The 15,066-nt window shown below is 54.5% G+C and carries 13 protein-coding genes; 7 read left to right on the top strand and 6 right to left on the bottom strand.

Translation table 11 applies throughout. The annotated features are described in order from the left end of the window. Positions 1 to 79 precede the first annotated feature (79 nt). Together CIK74_RS04260 and CIK74_RS04255 are read left to right on the top strand one after the other, a co-directional pair. Positions 80 to 595 carry a PaaI family thioesterase gene (locus CIK74_RS04260; protein WP_096254531.1) on the top strand — a complete coding sequence of 172 codons (516 nt, stop codon included), beginning with the start codon at positions 80 to 82 and terminating at the stop codon, positions 593 to 595. Positions 596 to 679: 84 nt separating this feature from the next. Continuing rightward, positions 680 to 1,660 carry an ADP-ribosylglycohydrolase family protein gene (locus CIK74_RS04255; RefSeq protein WP_096254530.1) on the top strand — a complete coding sequence of 327 codons (981 nt, stop codon included), beginning with the start codon at positions 680 to 682 and terminating at the stop codon, positions 1,658 to 1,660. Here CIK74_RS04255 and CIK74_RS04250 read toward each other — a convergent pair. Continuing rightward, positions 1,640 to 1,954 carry a DUF1883 domain-containing protein gene (locus tag CIK74_RS04250; RefSeq protein WP_096254529.1) on the bottom strand — a complete coding sequence of 105 codons (315 nt, stop codon included), beginning with the start codon at positions 1,952 to 1,954 and terminating at the stop codon, positions 1,640 to 1,642. The genes CIK74_RS04255 and CIK74_RS04250 overlap by 21 nt on opposite strands. A gap of 136 nt (positions 1,955 to 2,090) precedes the next feature. Further along, positions 2,091 to 3,134: an NAD(P)-dependent alcohol dehydrogenase gene (locus CIK74_RS04245; protein ID WP_096254528.1), complete on the bottom strand. Its 1,044-nt coding sequence runs from the start codon at positions 3,132 to 3,134 to the stop codon at positions 2,091 to 2,093. Between the two features lie 333 nt (positions 3,135 to 3,467). Here CIK74_RS04245 and CIK74_RS04240 point away from each other — a divergent pair, with 333 nt between their 5' ends. The 3 genes from CIK74_RS04240 (at position 3,468) to CIK74_RS04230 (ending at position 9,065) form a co-directional block, all read left to right on the top strand. Next, positions 3,468 to 4,691 carry a serine hydrolase gene (locus tag CIK74_RS04240; protein ID WP_096254527.1) on the top strand — a complete coding sequence of 408 codons (1,224 nt, stop codon included), beginning with the start codon at positions 3,468 to 3,470 and terminating at the stop codon, positions 4,689 to 4,691. A gap of 494 nt (positions 4,692 to 5,185) precedes the next feature. Continuing rightward, on the top strand, positions 5,186 to 6,529 hold the full coding sequence (locus CIK74_RS04235) for an exodeoxyribonuclease VII large subunit (RefSeq protein ID WP_170947738.1): 1,344 nt from the start codon (positions 5,186 to 5,188) through the stop codon (positions 6,527 to 6,529). A 307-nt stretch (positions 6,530 to 6,836) separates the two neighbouring features. Further along, positions 6,837 to 9,065: a polyribonucleotide nucleotidyltransferase gene (locus CIK74_RS04230; protein WP_096254525.1), complete on the top strand. Its 2,229-nt coding sequence runs from the start codon at positions 6,837 to 6,839 to the stop codon at positions 9,063 to 9,065. Between the two features lie 172 nt (positions 9,066 to 9,237). Here the strand turns inward: CIK74_RS04230 and CIK74_RS04225 are convergent, their stop codons facing one another. Both CIK74_RS04225 and CIK74_RS04215 read right to left on the bottom strand, forming a co-directional pair. Continuing rightward, complete coding sequence (locus tag CIK74_RS04225) at positions 9,238 to 9,585, bottom strand: toxin-antitoxin system HicB family antitoxin (RefSeq protein WP_096254524.1); 348 nt, start codon at positions 9,583 to 9,585, stop codon at positions 9,238 to 9,240. A 537-nt stretch (positions 9,586 to 10,122) separates the two neighbouring features. Next, positions 10,123 to 10,701 carry a purine-nucleoside phosphorylase gene (locus tag CIK74_RS04215; RefSeq protein WP_096254523.1) on the bottom strand — a complete coding sequence of 193 codons (579 nt, stop codon included), beginning with the start codon at positions 10,699 to 10,701 and terminating at the stop codon, positions 10,123 to 10,125. 141 nt (positions 10,702 to 10,842) lie between these two features. On the opposite strand from CIK74_RS04215, the gene CIK74_RS04210 reads away from it, so the two are divergent. Further along, entirely contained in the window at positions 10,843 to 11,334 is a 492-nt protein-coding gene (locus tag CIK74_RS04210; RefSeq protein ID WP_096254522.1) for an S-ribosylhomocysteine lyase, read from the top strand. Positions 11,335 to 12,410: 1,076 nt separating this feature from the next. After that, positions 12,411 to 13,775, top strand: a complete 1,365-nt coding sequence (locus CIK74_RS04200; protein WP_096254537.1) for a pitrilysin family protein — start codon at positions 12,411 to 12,413, stop codon at positions 13,773 to 13,775. Between the two features lie 84 nt (positions 13,776 to 13,859). Here the strand turns inward: CIK74_RS04200 and CIK74_RS04195 are convergent, their stop codons facing one another. Both CIK74_RS04195 and CIK74_RS18455 read right to left on the bottom strand, forming a co-directional pair. Then, a complete protein-coding gene (locus CIK74_RS04195) occupies positions 13,860 to 14,624 on the bottom strand; it encodes an alpha/beta fold hydrolase (protein WP_170947737.1) in 765 nt (254 codons plus the stop codon). Positions 14,625 to 14,697: 73 nt separating this feature from the next. Beyond that, entirely contained in the window at positions 14,698 to 14,883 is a 186-nt protein-coding gene (locus CIK74_RS18455; protein ID WP_141392865.1) for a hypothetical protein, read from the bottom strand. Positions 14,884 to 15,066: the final 183 nt, after the last annotated feature.

The following is a 15,066-nucleotide window of genomic DNA, read 5'->3' as shown; positions in this document are numbered from 1 at the left end:
CCCGATACGGGGATTTAACACCTACAAAATGTGCCGTTGCCCGAGAAAACAGAAACTCAAGGCTAAAGGAGCCATATTAATGGAAGCTAGAACTGACGCCCGTGAAAAACTTGTGAAGTGGAGAGATCCTGCTGACGCCATGGATCAGCTCCCGTTACTTTCCGGACTGGAATATCTGAAACAGATGGCATCCGGTGACCTTCCTGGTGCACCAATCGCGTCGCATCTCAATATGGATCTAGTCGAAGTCAGCGAAGGGTCGGTCACTTTCACAAGTACACCGGATGAGTCTTTGTATAACCCGATTGGGACTGTGCATGGGGGACTAGTTTGTGCAGTGCTGGACTCTGCACTCGGTTGCGCTGCACACTCGACGCTTCCTGCAGGAATGGGATACACCTCCATCGAAATCAAAGTGAACTACCTACGTCCGGTGTTGGCGGATAGTGGACCGCTACGTTGCACCGGAACTGTTACCAAGCCGGGACGTCGAGTGATCTTCGCCGAAGGAGAAGTTGTAGATAAAAACGGGAAGGCAGTGGCTACTGCGTCGGGATCGCTTCTCGTGTTTCCGCTTGATATTCCTAAAGACTGAGTGCTGAAAAGTGTCGGTTACACGGGATAACTTGGATTTACCGCCAATACATTGGCAAGGTGCAAGTTTTCTGATGGGAATGGTATGAAGCTTTCGTCTGATATGAAAGACCGTATCTGTGGAGTACTTACAGGTATGGCCGCGGGAGACGCTCTTGGCGCGGGGTACGAATTTGGTCCTCCCATGCCGGCTGACAAACCGGTAGCCATGATCGGTGGCGGGCTTGGTGACTTTGCCCCCGGAGAGTGGACAGACGATACCTCGATGGCGATCGTGATTGCACGCGCACTAGCGAACTCCGGAGGACAACTCGACGCAGGCGCATCTGACTATATGGTGCGTCAGTGGGCTATCTGGGTGAAAGATGCGCCGGATGTAGGCACCCAGACTCGGGCTGTTCTCGGTGCGGCGGAACAAACCGCACGGGTAAATAAGCGCGATGCTCCGAATACGGAGGATGCAGTCTCGGCTGCGACTGCGATTCACCGGCAAACAGGTCGTTCGGGCGGCAACGGAAGCCTGATGAGAACTGCTCCCGTTGCCTTGGCTTATCTAGACCGTACGCCGGACGAGACGTACCAAGCGGCAGTCGAGATTAGTAAACTCACTCATTTCGATGATGAGGCAGCCGAAGCCTGCGCTTTATGGACGCTAGCAGTACGTCACGCCGTACTCACCGCAGAACTAGATATCCGCGTAGGGCTGCCACTTCTAAATCTTGAACGCGCCTTAGTTTGGGAACGACGCATTCAGCAGGCAGAAGAAAATAGCCCACGCGATTTCTCACATAACGGCTGGGTGGTTGAAGCCTTCCAAGGCGCTTGGAGTTCCATCAAAGTTTCCAATGTTGCTGAGGGTGGGAGTGCTGAGCATCTCGTCGCATCAGTCGAAGCTGCGGTACGTGGCGGGGTCGATACGGACACCGTGGCCGCAATTGCAGGATCGTTGGTCGGGGCTGCTTATGGGTTACCGGCTATTCCGGCGCAGTGGTTGGAAATACTGCATGGTTGGCCGGGTATGAACGCAAAAAATCTCGTTGAGCTCTCACTCAAACTCGTCGATTAGTGGACCGTCGGGCCGCTGTGGTGGTTTCACGCTCACTGCGTGGCGTACCCCGCGGACTCCCAATCCGCTGAGATCAACCGCTAAATACCAGGGGCCTGAACGGGGAACCTTGATTCGGTACGGTGCTTTACGCGCGAAGCCACCTCGGAAATCGTAATCTTCTGAATCTTGGAATGCTGCGAAATTTTCCGGGTCCATGAGCCTGAGGTAGGCAGGTCCGCTGAGCGTGACTACCAAGATGCTGCCACGTTCAAGATGATCCCAAGAGTATTCGGTGAAATCAGGAACGGTCATTGAGATTCCTCTGTAATCGAGCAGCGTTATGCGTAACCGTTAGCTGTGTCCCGAAGCCGCATGCGGATACGGCGTTCGAACTATCAACTGTAAGTTAATAGTTCGAACGCCGTGCTTAGAACGCTGGATACTACTTTTAGACCAAAGTCGCGGTGTCAATCACGAAGCGGTAGCGAACGTCAGACTTCATCACGCGCTCGTAAGCTTCGTTGATCTGCTCGGCGCCAATGACCTCGATTTCAGCACCAATGCCGTGCTCGGCACAGAAATCCAACATCTCTTGGGTTTCTTCGATGCCGCCAATCTGTGAACCGGCGAACGAACGGCGTCCACCGATCAAAGCGAAGGCATTCACCGGCAATGGCTCCGCCGGGGCACCCACATTGACCATGGTGCCGTTGACCCGCAGCAGCTCAAGGTAATTGCTGATATTGATCGAGGCGCTGACCGTGTTAATGATCAGGTCGAAGTTCTTGTGCAGATCCTTGAAGGTGCTCTCGTCGCTGGTGGCGCGGTAATCGCTGGCACCCATGCTCAGTCCTTCGTCTTTCTTCTTCAACGACTGGGAGAGCACGGTAACTTCGGCTCCCATAGCGCTAGCGATCTTCACGGCCATATGGCCTAGACCGCCAAGGCCCACCACTGCCACCTTCTTGCCAGGGCCTGCACCCCAGCGCTTCAGTGGGGAGAAAGTGGTGATGCCGGCGCAGAGTAGCGGCGCGGCCACATCAAGCTCGATACCTTCTGGGATGCTCAAGACGAAGTTTTCGGTGACCACCACGTGGGTGGAATACCCACCCTGGGTGATGGTCCCATCGCGATCGACTGAACCATAGGTTCCGACGGAGCTGTCGCAGAATTGCTGGTCGCCAGCGAGGCAGTTTTCGCACTCCATGCAGGAGTTAACCATGCATCCCACACCAACACGGTCACCGATCTTGTGTTTGGTGACTTCGGATCCGACCTCGGTCACGATACCGGCGATTTCATGGCCTGGAGCCAATGGGTAGGACCGAGGTCCCCATTCGCCGCGCACGGTGTGAATGTCCGAGTGGCAGATGCCGGAGAACTTGATGTCGATCAGGACATCGCGCGGACCTACCTCGCGTCGCTCGATCTGAGTTGGAATCAATCCTTCGGTAGCCGAAGGTGCAGCGTATGCATTGACCATGGTTGTCATAGTTCTCTTTCCTCGTACTCAGTGAATGCGCCTTACCCCAAGAGAATCGGGTAGATCTGATCGGGCAAAGCGTGTGTTCCAGAAATTAACAACAGCCCAAGAAGCCAGAATAATCCCGCCGAGCCTGATTATTTGCCAATTCCCAGCTAGCTCGGCGAAATCCATGAAACTAGGGCTCAAAGGGCTCAAAGGACAGGGAAGAAGGCTGACTGTCATTTTTGTCGTCCCGTTATGAACCTAAGTATTTGATACGTGACAGTCAAAGAGACCCATCCGAGTTACTCAATGGTAGTCTCCCATTTACTAACTGGTGTGGCGTTGAAAGGATCTCTCATGGATGACACTCAAATAGGCGCTGTTACTGGCGCTGGCGCAATCAACGCACTGAATTGGAAATTGCCTGAGAACCTGCACTGGTCTTTTCAGCATATGGCTGATTTCTTGCCCACAGCCGAAATTCCACGTGGTTCAGCGACGCCTTCGGAACTGCCCGTTGCGCTTCGTAATCTGGACTTGGTTCTAGCGCCGTCCAGCATTCCGGGTGCTCCGCTGGTGACCGTTGGATCGATCATGGCTACAACACATACCGATGCCTGGATGGTTTCGCATCGGGGCACAGTAATCACAGAACAATACTTCGGGCAGATGAATGAAGATTCCTCTCACCTATTGATGTCGATGAGTAAATCTCTCATTGGTGCCGTTGCCGGTTCCTTATGCGACTCGGGAGTACTAGATCCCGATGCCCAGATCACGGACTATATCCCTGAATTGGCCGACTCAGGTTATGCCGGCGCGAGGGTGCGTCACTTGCTCGATATGTGTTCAGGAATTGATTTCTCTGAAAATTATTTGGATCCACTCTCCGGGATCCGCCGGATGTCGGAGGCCATCGGCTGGGCACCAACCAGTACGCCTGGACCGACCGGGATGTACCCGTTCCTGAAAACACTTCAACGCAAGACAGCTCACGGCGGAGTATTTGAGTATCGCTCCTGCGAGACTGACATGCTCGGCTGGGTGTGTGAGGCCGCTTCAGGAACCGCAATGCCACAGCTGATGTCTAAAGTTTTATGGAGCAAGCTGGGTAGCGAATCTGACGCGACGATTTGCATTGATCAGTACGGGACCGGAACTTTCGACGGCGGGATCAATGCCACGCTACGAGATATTGCCCGATTCGGTGCAGTATTCCTCAATGACGGACTGTCCTTGACGGGGGAACGTGTGCTCTCTGAAGACTGGATTACACAAACGTTGGAAGGCGATCCGGATTCACGAGACGCTTTTGCCGCTAGCCCGGGGGATTACCGTATGCCCGGCGGTATGTACCGTAACCAAATGTGGTTTCCATATCCCGGTAATGACGTGGTGTTATGCATGGGTATCCATGGACAGATGGTCTACATTAACCGTCCCGCGCAGATGGTTGCCGTGAAACTCTCCAGTTGGCCATTGCCGCAGGACCCGATCAAGCTTTACGCAACATTGGGCGCTTTCGATTCGATTGCTGCTGCCCTAATCGTAGAAGCACAGACCGCGCCAGAAAACGCATAGAAGTTACCAACGTCTTCGTGCGGTGGTGATCGGATTCTGTCGGTGAAGTCGTTGCGATGCTTCTGTGCGGTCTTTGCAACCTGAACTAGTTGGTTTCGCTGCAACAGGGTGAACGCCACCTGCTCCGACATTTAAATAAGAACTGCTGCCAGTTGCGAGGTCAGTGTATTTAGATCTAGCGGTTCCACAACGACGCTCTGAAAATGCGCTCTCATGAATTCAAAAGTCGATCGAGCCCGTTGGCGGTGTTAAAAGTGCGAAGTTCTCAATGAACTGGACGCCAGACAGCGACTCCAGAAGCGGCTGCGGATGGGTGAACTAGTTGGGTCGATCAGTGGGTCTGGTTGTTCTTAGTTTAAATTTGAATTTTTACTTTGATCTGAGCTAATTACCACAATCCGTCGGATTGTCGACATATCGTGGTTGGTATGGAGACGCGGCTAGGACAATCTAAAACTTCAACTATTCACTCATTGGCCCAAGTGAGAGGATTTGTGGCCAGCCACATCTCTTCGACTCGCATGGTGCAATTTCGCGGAGAAGTCATTGGAAAAGTAAGGGGGACAGCCGATAAAAGGTGGCTTACACTCATTGACGGTGGGACTGCATTAGAAATTGAAGCACCGTCGCACGCTTTTCCCAGCAAGCTCCGCGAAGGGCAACAGCTAGTTGTCACAGCCAAGCCGAACTTTGACGTGTGGCGAAGGAACCCGGTATGGAAAGTAAGCGACCCCATTGCCGGTGATAGGCAAGCAGCGGTTCAGATCCTTCCCGAAGTTGGCCCCCTGGAACTTTCCCGACAAAAAGTAGCCCGAGAATTCGGGATTCGACCGAAGCCAATTCGCAACTTAGAAAGTATTCGTCCCACAGGAAAAATCAAAAACGTGGTGGTTATCTGTGGTCAGGACGCTCAGGTGTTAGCGGATTTTAAGAGGGGCCTGCACGAAAGCGACAGAGAGCATCGGGTTTCGGTCATGGCTGTGGAAGCACACATCCAAGGGACACGAGCGGTTGACGATATATCTAGCAGGCTAAAAAATCTCAAACCTAGTGATGCCGATGCCGTCATCATTATTCGCGGTGGCGGATCTTATGCGGATTTCGCTGTCTTCGACGAACGAGATCTCATCGAAGCTGTAGTTCGTTGTCAGGTTCCAGTTATTACTGCCTTAGGGCACAGTGAACATATTCCAGTGGCGGCTAGGGCTGCGTCTGCAAATTTCACCGTTCCGCATGATGCCGGTGCATCGATCCGCAAAGAAAATTCCAAACGTTATTTCGATGGTCAACCTTCATACGCAAATCTCAAAAATGAGAACCAGAGACTAAATGCAGTAGAAAAAACATTGCGGGCGCAGGCAAGAACAAACGAACGGTTGCTCGATAGCCTCAAGCGCGATTTGGATTTGGAACGAATAAAGCACGCAAAGTCACAAGAACAATGCATAGTTGCCCAAAAGGCTGCTAGCGAAGTCCATCAGCAGTCTTATCGGGATTACTTAACGATTGCGCTGCAGTCGGTACGTTTGAAGTCACTATCTAACGGATTGTGGTGGTGTCTTTGGACAACGCTGGTCGCCATCTTGACCTTCTCCAGTGCCAGTCTTTCTGTAGGTTCTGCCGTAATGATCACGGTATTTCCTGCGCTCTGGATGTTACTGACGTTCACAGGAGGATATCGAGGCAGAAAGATTATTGAGTCACAGGCCTGGCGAACGTCATCCATTGGGGAGGACTTGCGGTGGTTAAGGAAGAGCTTGCAGGGAGCGAGCTCACCTAGAGACCTTCGGTGGGTGCTGAAGCGGAGAACCGATATCGAGAATCCTGGATCAAAATAAATACTGCTGTCCGCCGAAGTGCATAGGGCGTTCTCAACACCCGCGAAAATCGCGTGGAACTGCACCTTTTGCCAATTCCCGGTAGGCTTAGAGTAGGACTTGGCCGCTGGCCAAGACCTCAACGATAAAAACACTCCCTTGACCGCGTCACCGTGAGTCCTGACCGCCAGTATCGCGGTCCTCGGTAGTGGCTTTCGCTTTAGCCCATTGATGGCTGAAGCGCGGGTCTCGATCGAAGACCAGATCTGGGTAGGGCGTCACGGATCGCTCGTCAGCTATGGGAGCGATCGAAAGGAGAACCCCCTTAATGGAGGGTCCAGAAATTCAATTCGCCGAAGCACAGATCGACAACGGTCGCTTCGGTACCCGCACCATTCGTTTTGAGACCGGCCGTTTGGCTAAGCAGGCCGCTGGCGCTGCAATGGTTTACATCGACGAAGAGACCGTACTGCTCTCGGCCACCTCGGCCGGTAAGCACCCACGCGAAGGCTTCGACTTCTTCCCACTGACCGTGGACGTTGAAGAGCGCATGTACGCAGCTGGCCGTATTCCGGGCAGCTTCTTCCGCCGCGAAGGTCGCCCATCGACTGAAGCCATCTTGGCTTGCCGTCTGATGGACCGCCCACTGCGCCCAGCATTCGTCAAGGGCCTGCGCAACGAGGTTCAGGTTGTTGTAACCGCCCTAGCCATCGACCCAGATGAGCTGTACGACGTTGTAGCAATCAACGCTTCCTCGATGTCTACTCAGCTTTCGGGTCTGCCATTCTCCGGCCCAATCGGTGGCGTTCGCGTTGCCTTGGTTGACGATGGAGAAGGCGCCCAGTGGGTTGCATTCCCTAAGCACAGCCAGCTGAAGAACGCCGTGTTCAACATGGTCGTTGCCGGCCGTGTTGCAGGCGACGACGTAGCCATCATGATGGTTGAAGCCGATGCTACCGACAACGCTTGGGAACTGATCCAGGGCGGCGCTACCGCGCCAACCGAAGAGGTCGTTGCCGAGGGTCTGGAAGCTGCTAAGCCATTCATCAAGGTACTTTGCGAAGCGCAGGCCGATTTGGCTTCGCGTGCAGCGAAGGAAACCGTTGAGTTCCCAATCTTCCGCGACTACGAAGATGACGCCTACGCAGCGGTTGAAGCAGCAGCTTCCACCCGCCTGGCAGAAATCTACGCCATCGCAGACAAGCAGGATCGCGACAACGCGGCCGGCGAGTTCAAGGACGAGATCGTTGCATCGCTTACCGGTGAAGGCTCAGCCTTCGCCGAGCGTGCAGGCGAAATCTCCAAGGCTTTCGGTGCCGTGACCAAGCACATCGTGCGTCAGCGCATCCTGACCGAGCAGATCCGTATCGACGGCCGTGGTCTAGCTGACATCCGTCAGCTTTCCGCCGAGGTTGAGGTTCTGCCTCGCGTCCACGGTTCGGCAATCTTCGAGCGTGGCGAAACCCAGATCATGGGCGTCACCACCTTGAACATGCTCAAGATGGAACAGCAGATCGACTCGTTGAGCCCGGTAACCCGCAAGCGTTACATGCACAACTACAACTTCCCGCCATACTCGACCGGTGAAACCGGCCGTGTGGGTTCACCTAAGCGCCGCGAAATCGGCCACGGTGCCCTGGCAGAACGCGCCATCGTGCCTGTTCTTCCAACGCGTGAAGAATTCCCATACGCAATCCGTCAGGTCTCTGAGGCATTGAGCTCCAACGGCTCGACCTCGATGGGCTCGGTTTGCGCCTCGACCCTGTCGCTGCTGAACGCCGGCGTGCCACTGCGCGCACCGGTTGCAGGTATCGCTATGGGTCTGGTTTCGGACACCGTTGACGGCGAAACCCGTTACGCTGCCCTGACCGATATCCTTGGTGCCGAGGATGCCATGGGTGATATGGACTTCAAGGTGGCTGGTACTCCTGAGTTCATCACCGCGATCCAGCTTGATACCAAGCTTGATGGTATTCCTGCATCGGTGCTCGCCGCAGCGCTGACTCAGGCTCGCGAGGCTCGCCTGCACATCCTGAACGTGGTCAACCAGGCCATCGACACCCCGGATGAGCTGTCCACCTACGCGCCACGCATCATCTCGGTGAAGATCCCAGTGGATAAGATCGGCGAGGTCATCGGCCCGAAGGGCAAGATGATCAACACCATTCAGGAAGACACCGGAGCTGACATCTCGATTGAAGATGACGGCACCGTGCTGATCGGCGCCACCAACGGTGAGTCCGCTGAAGCCGCACGTTCGGCCATCAACGCCATCGCCAACCCTCAGGTTCCTGAGATTGGCGAGCGTTACTTGGGTACCGTAGTGAAGCTGACCACCTTCGGTGCGTTCATCTCGCTGACCCCAGGCAAGGACGGACTGTTGCACATCTCCGAGCTGCGCAAGATCAACGACGGCAAGCGCGTCGATGATGTTGAGGACGTAGTCTCGGTCGGCCAGAAGATCCAGGTTGAGATCACCAAGATCGATGACCGCGGAAAGCTGTCGCTGTCTCCAGTTGTTGAAGAGGACGAGGCTTCGGAAGAAGCAGCAGAGTAATACTCTCCTCTAGTTTGAAAACCCCGGTTCACATTTGTGAGCCGGGGTTTTCTACTGCCCAGACGCGATTGTTAACTGAAGGCAATCGGAGAGGGGCACAAATTAGCCACTGCAACGCGCAAAGTTGCAACGACTAAATTAAAATGTAGATGTACTACGTTGGCGCATACCTTTAGCAGGAAGCTAAGCGTTCTGTAAGATACCGATTCAGTGAAACTCTCTGGTCGGCAGCAGCGATGGTTAGGTCTCGATGCTTTTCCGGGCTAACGCGTACACGGATGCTCCCGCTGAATTTCCGAACCGAAAAAGGGACAGGCACCTCTTCGCCGGAATCTCTCATATCCTGAATAACTTCGGCGATAAGATCGCGCAGACCAGTCAGGGCCAAGATCTGGTTTTCATCTATCCATGACAATGATGGGAATTCTGCAACGGTTGCAATAAACTCATCATCTTCCGGAGACCAAGACACGTTGTATTTATAGTGAGCTGCGACTGCCGGTGTAGGCAAATTAGTCAACTCCGCTCATCTCCTTCATTTTCTCGATTGCCTCGAGAACTTGCCTTACCTGGTAAGGCTTAGCCATTCCGTCTTTATTTTGAATATTAACTCGAGGATCACCGGGCTAAGGAGTCTTATATACTAAGTGGCTTCCTGCCCGATTTCTGGGTAGTCCAAAGTGCGCATCGCAAACTTTGCGAATGTCAGCGAACTTAACGTTCTTTGGGCTCTCCCTCATTTTAACTTCTATGTCGTCTATTCCCGACATATCTCTATGGTTCCACTATTGGCACCACTTTGGCAAGAGGTGCTCGATGTATGTTGGATCATAGATGAATCATATTGAATATTCGAGAATGCGACTAGAGCTGTGGAAAACTTGCTCACGGAACACGTTTGATCTCGGGACTCTTGTCCTGAAAATAGTCAATGCAAGATCGTCTAGGACGATAAAACCCCGGCTAATCTGCGAAGCCGGGGTTCTGCGTGATTAGGGTATCCTCGCCGTCGATTCCGTTAGGAACCTACAGCTCAGAGACCGAATATAGGGTAGTTCTAGCTAATTGGGCTAGCCGGAATCAGGTGCGCATCATAGAACTCACGTAGCTGAACGCTCTTGGCGATGACAATCGCATCCCAATCGTCCATGCTGGTGGAGCTATCGGCGTAGTCCGAAGGAACCTTGAAGATCTGCAGTGGAACGTCAAAACGCTGGCACATGCTCGCGTAGGCGTAACCTTCCATATCTACCAGCTGCGCATTCAAGCCGGAAATGTGGGCGCGCTGCTCGTCGTTGCTGACAAACACATCTCCGGTAGCCATAGTGGCTTGAGTATCAGGCAGTAGGATCTCGCCGGTTGGCACCACATCATCTGAGGCCAATGGGAAATCGTGCTGGATCAAACGAGTCACCTGGTAAATTGTATCCAAGCTCGGACGGTCTTCGTCGGCATTACCGACTACCCCTGCGGTGCCCAAAACGATAACTCGCTCTATGCCGCCGTCGGCAAGCGCACCGGCAAGTGCTACCGAAGCGTTGACCTTCCCTACTCCGGATACGATGTGTGGCACGTCTGCGAAGGCAGATGCTTCATCACTGTGCGCGAATACGAGCAGGGTCTTCTGGTCCGACATTCGGTTCCTCTCAACAACAAATAAGTCTTTTTGATTCTGACCGGAAACAGATTCGACGGCCAGCATGCTCACTCGAGTTTATCGGTTACGGGCTATGAAGTTTTTCAATTTTGCTAATGGGGGAGCGGATAGACTGAAACCATGAGTGAAATTGAACTTGCAGCTGTTGAAAGTTTTGCCCTGGACCACACCAAGGTCAAGGCTCCCTACGTGCGTAAGATCGGCGTTGAGCGTGGCCCCAAGGGTGACGCCATCACGAACTACGACATTCGTTTTGTGCAGCCAAACCACGGTGAGATCCCTACCGCTGGCCTGCACACCATCGAGCACACCATGGCGGGTCTGATCCGTACCCGCTTCGAAGGTCTCATTGATTTCTCGCCTTTCGGTTGCCGTACCGGGTTCCACATGATTGTTTGGGGCGAGCCAACTCCTGAAGAAGTTGCCAAAGCGATCAAGTCTTCACTTGAAGATCTGGCAGAGCGAGTCACCTGGGATGACGTTCCGGGCACCGAAGCGGTGAGCTGCGGTAACTACCGCGATCACAGCCTGCACTCGGCAAAGGAATGGGCCAAGCTGATTCTGGAACAAGGCATCAGTCTGGACGCGTTTGACCGCAGCAATATTGCCTGAGCGAAAGTAATGGGCCGGTGGCACCAGTAATGCCCGCCCGCGCCCATGAGCATCCAGCGAGGCCCAGCGCTTGCCGTCAGACGGCGCTGGGCCTCGCTGCACTTATTTTCTGCTGAGTATTGCCTGAAGCCTCTTGCTTTACCAAGTCGCTGGATCTTGAATGGTCTCACTCGTATTGCTAAGCGAGCGCCGATCGAAAGCAGAGGACTGATCATGGAGTCGACAAATCCGCATTCGGCAGAAGACTCAGGCCGCACGTTGCCGCCAGATCCAGCCCGGCCGAGTATTCCTGAGGAACCGACGACACCGATTGACCCGCCCGATCCGACGAATCCACCAAATCGTCCAGCTCCCGATGGACCAATTGGACCTCCGCCATTTGACCCAACAGCTCCGGCCACGCCAGATCGGCCGGCAGATCCAACGACTGCAGTGCAGGAACCAGGATCGGAAGACCTCCATTAGCCTTCAGACCCTAATATTCCGGGCGGCAAAACCGACCGAGGCAGCGCTTGGGCCATCAAAGCAGACTGCCTCAGAGTTCCCTAAGGGGTTGTCTGCCAGAGCATTCTGTCCTTGAATGGAAGGAACCTGGCGTGAAGTCAGGAGACTAGGAGAGCATCATGGAGAACACCATCGATCCGACCCACGCGCCCGCTCCGGAACCGCCACCTCCGCCGGCGGAGCCCACTAGCCCGGATCCGACGAGTCCAGGCAGTCCCAGCAGTCCCGAGCACCAACCGTCTGCCCCTGGCGCGCCTCAGGATCCTGCATCCCCACCCGGTGCACCAATGCCGCCTCCTGAGATCCCGAACGACCCTTTCGGGTAAGGCACCGGAGTAGGAGAACGAATCAGACGTGAACGCAGATGCCCTTAAGGTCGCTGAGCCGCTGATGCTAAGCCGGGAACACCTTCCACAGCAGGACCCGGAAGGTGATTCCGGCGTGTTCATGCTGCGGCAGTGAGCTGCAACGAAGCTGAACGCCGTCCACAACCCCCTGTGGGAGAATAGGGACAGTGTTCCGCCCGGCTTGAATTGCCGGGACCCGATGTTTAAGGATGTTTCTCTGTGGTCATGATTCCGTTGCCGTTGCACTCGGTTGAGGCATACCAGTTCTCTCCGATTGATCCGGCTGACCCATCGTTGGTCCACCGCGGCGAGGGCGGGGCGGAAGTACGTCGAAGTATTCTTCCCGGCGGTGTTCGTGTACTGACCGAGGCAATGCCTGGCCAGCGTTCAACCACCGTTGGATTCTGGGTGCCCGTTGGATCCCGCGATGAAGAAGCTGGGCACTACGGTTCGACGCATTTTCTTGAGCACCTATTGTTCAAGGGAACTAAGAAGCGCACTGCGCTTGAGATCGCTCAGGCTTTTGATGCAGTGGGCGGCGAATCAAATGCTGCGACCGCGAAAGAATCCACCTGTTACTACGCGCGAGTGCTTGACTCCGATTTGCCAATGGCCATGGACGTCATCGCAGACATGGTGACCTCCGCTGTCATCGACCCCCTGGAATTGGAGCAAGAGCGTGGGGTGATCATCGAGGAACTAGCAATGGACGCTGACGATGCCACCGAGGTAGCCCACGAACACTCTGTCGCTAAGGTCCTTGGTGATCACCCGTTGGCGCGACCCATTGGTGGCACACCCGCCGAGATCATGGAAATCTCCCGCGAGGCAGTCATGGAGCACTACCGGGCGCATTACCGCCCGAGCGAAGTGATCATCACCGCGGCAGGCTCGTTAAACCACGAGGAACTATGCGCAATGGTTCTCACCTCGCTGTCCGAGGCAGGCTGGGATCTTGACCCGATGGCGGTTCCGGAACCGCGTCGTTCTTCGGAACCGGCAACTATTGTTTCGGTGCCCGGCATTGAAGTGATCAACCGCCCGGTTGAACAAGCCAGTATCATCATCGGTTGCCCTGGTATCAGTGGACAAGATGAGAGGCGGCAGGTACTTGCCGTACTCAACGCGGTTCTCGGTGGGGGCATGAGCTCGCGTCTGTTCCAAGAGATCCGTGAAAAGCGTGGACTTGCGTACTCCACGTATTCATTCTCGGCTGCGTATACCGATGCCGGATATTTCGGTATGTATGCCGGTTGTTCGCCAGCTAAGGCAAGCGAAGTGATCGGTCTACTTGAATCCGAACTGGATCGATTGGCTGCGGACGGTATTACCGACGCTGAATTATCCCAGGCCAAGGGCCAGCTCGCGGGCGGTACCGTGTTGGCTCTGGAAGATCCAGGAAGTCGCATGTCGCGCCTGGGCCGAGCTGAGATGGTCACCGGAGAATTCCAAGACATTGATGAGGCACTGAGCCGTGTAAATGCGGTCACCAAGGAAGATGTGCAAGGGTTGGCTCAAGAGCTTGCTGCCAAGGAACGCACCATCACCGTGGTCGGGCCATTCGAATCAGCAGCCACGCTGGGGCGCTAAATACTTCAACAAAAAATATAAGGGACGCTCACCACTTCAACAGTGTGGGGCGTCCCTTATTTTTTGACGGTGGAGTCTTTGCGCTTAGCCCGCTGCACGGACCAGCTGGGCTAGTTGTTCAAAATGCGAGTAGTTGAAACCGTGCGCTGCATCTTCGAATACCGACAACTTTGCATTCGGAGCGTCAGCCACAAGGCGTAACCCAAAGTCCGGTGGCGACAGTGAATCCTTCGTGCCACAAACTACATCGACAGGAACAGGCACCGATCCTAAATAGTCAATGGTCGGGTAATCGAGCATCTGCGCGCAACTCTTAGCCCACCACGGAATACCGCATCGCAGATAGTCAACGAGCAAGATAGCCTTGACCGCATTTAACTCATGGGGAAAATCCTGCAAGAGCCTGCGAGCCTGCCGGAAGAGCGTATCTTCTCGGTCATTAACCGCTGGCGCAGCAATGATCAGGTGTTTGAGTAGCTCAGGACGACTACGAGCAATCTCGATGGACACCTGAGCTCCCATCGAATGTCCCAAAATGACCGCGTCTTTCACATTTAATGTGCGTAAGGCGAGGGAGACCTCGTGAGCAAAGCGTGCCACGCTGACCGGCCTGCCGTCATCCATGTTCTTACCGTGGCCAGGCAACTCAGGAACGATCACTCGATGGTCACGGGACAACTCTTGAGCTAGGGGAGTGAAATACCGGCTGGAGGCTCCAAGCCCATGAATGAGCACCACATCAGGGCCAGTTCCTGCCACGCGTACCGATAATCGGGTACGTAACGTCTCCGGGATCTGTCCAAAATAGCCGTGCCGCACACGTACCCTTCCGTCCGCGGACGATGCCACGAAAAAACTTAGTATTTATTTGCTGAAGGCTCTACTCTAGCCAAGATCTGCGCCGAGTAGATGCAGGTCAGCTTTAGGGCAGCCCTACGGAATGTTCCTCGATGGCTGCCCGCAAATCTTCTGGGAAGATTTCCTTGAGATCCTCTTCGTAGGCACCTCCGTCGCCAGGGACACGGATCTGATCGCCATCAATGCGAAAAGGATAGGACTCACCCTGTAGTAGTTCTTGCTCAGAAGTTGAAGCAGAAGCTGACGTCATGCAATCGGCCCAGCCATAGGTTGTATCGCCGTCTTGCCGAAATACCTCAACTTGGCAGGAAGGTGATTCAATCCACGAGCTTTGCTCTTCGACTCTATCGACGAGTCGAGCGCGTTCATCATCGCTCAGGGTCGGCGGTACATCGCCAGAACTACACGCGATGGTACCGAACGTGACGACGGC

The sequence above is a fragment of the Glutamicibacter sp. BW77 genome (assembly GCF_002332285.1).
In the GTDB taxonomy this organism is placed as follows: Bacteria; Actinomycetota; Actinomycetes; order Actinomycetales; family Micrococcaceae; genus Glutamicibacter; species Glutamicibacter bergerei.
Note: the sequence above shows the minus strand (reverse complement) of the source record. Positions and strands in the feature narration are given on the sequence as shown.

What these genes read in the sequence shown, in the direction of transcription:
- CIK74_RS04245 (WP_096254528.1), bottom strand. Translation starts at nt 3,134, where the DNA reads ATGACAACCATGGTCAATGCATACGCTGCACCTTCGGCTACCGAAGGA.
- CIK74_RS04210 (WP_096254522.1), top strand. Translation starts at nt 10,843, where the DNA reads ATGAGTGAAATTGAACTTGCAGCTGTTGAAAGTTTTGCCCTGGACCAC.
- CIK74_RS04255 (WP_096254530.1), top strand. Translation starts at nt 680, where the DNA reads ATGAAGCTTTCGTCTGATATGAAAGACCGTATCTGTGGAGTACTTACA.
- CIK74_RS04215 (WP_096254523.1), bottom strand. Translation starts at nt 10,701, where the DNA reads ATGTCGGACCAGAAGACCCTGCTCGTATTCGCGCACAGTGATGAAGCA.
- CIK74_RS04250 (WP_096254529.1), bottom strand. Translation starts at nt 1,954, where the DNA reads ATGACCGTTCCTGATTTCACCGAATACTCTTGGGATCATCTTGAACGT.
- CIK74_RS18455 (WP_141392865.1), bottom strand. Translation starts at nt 14,883, where the DNA reads ATGACGTCAGCTTCTGCTTCAACTTCTGAGCAAGAACTACTACAGGGT.
- CIK74_RS04200 (WP_096254537.1), top strand. Translation starts at nt 12,411, where the DNA reads ATGATTCCGTTGCCGTTGCACTCGGTTGAGGCATACCAGTTCTCTCCG.
- CIK74_RS04260 (WP_096254531.1), top strand. Translation starts at nt 80, where the DNA reads ATGGAAGCTAGAACTGACGCCCGTGAAAAACTTGTGAAGTGGAGAGAT.
- CIK74_RS04240 (WP_096254527.1), top strand. Translation starts at nt 3,468, where the DNA reads ATGGATGACACTCAAATAGGCGCTGTTACTGGCGCTGGCGCAATCAAC.
- CIK74_RS04230 (WP_096254525.1), top strand. Translation starts at nt 6,837, where the DNA reads ATGGAGGGTCCAGAAATTCAATTCGCCGAAGCACAGATCGACAACGGT.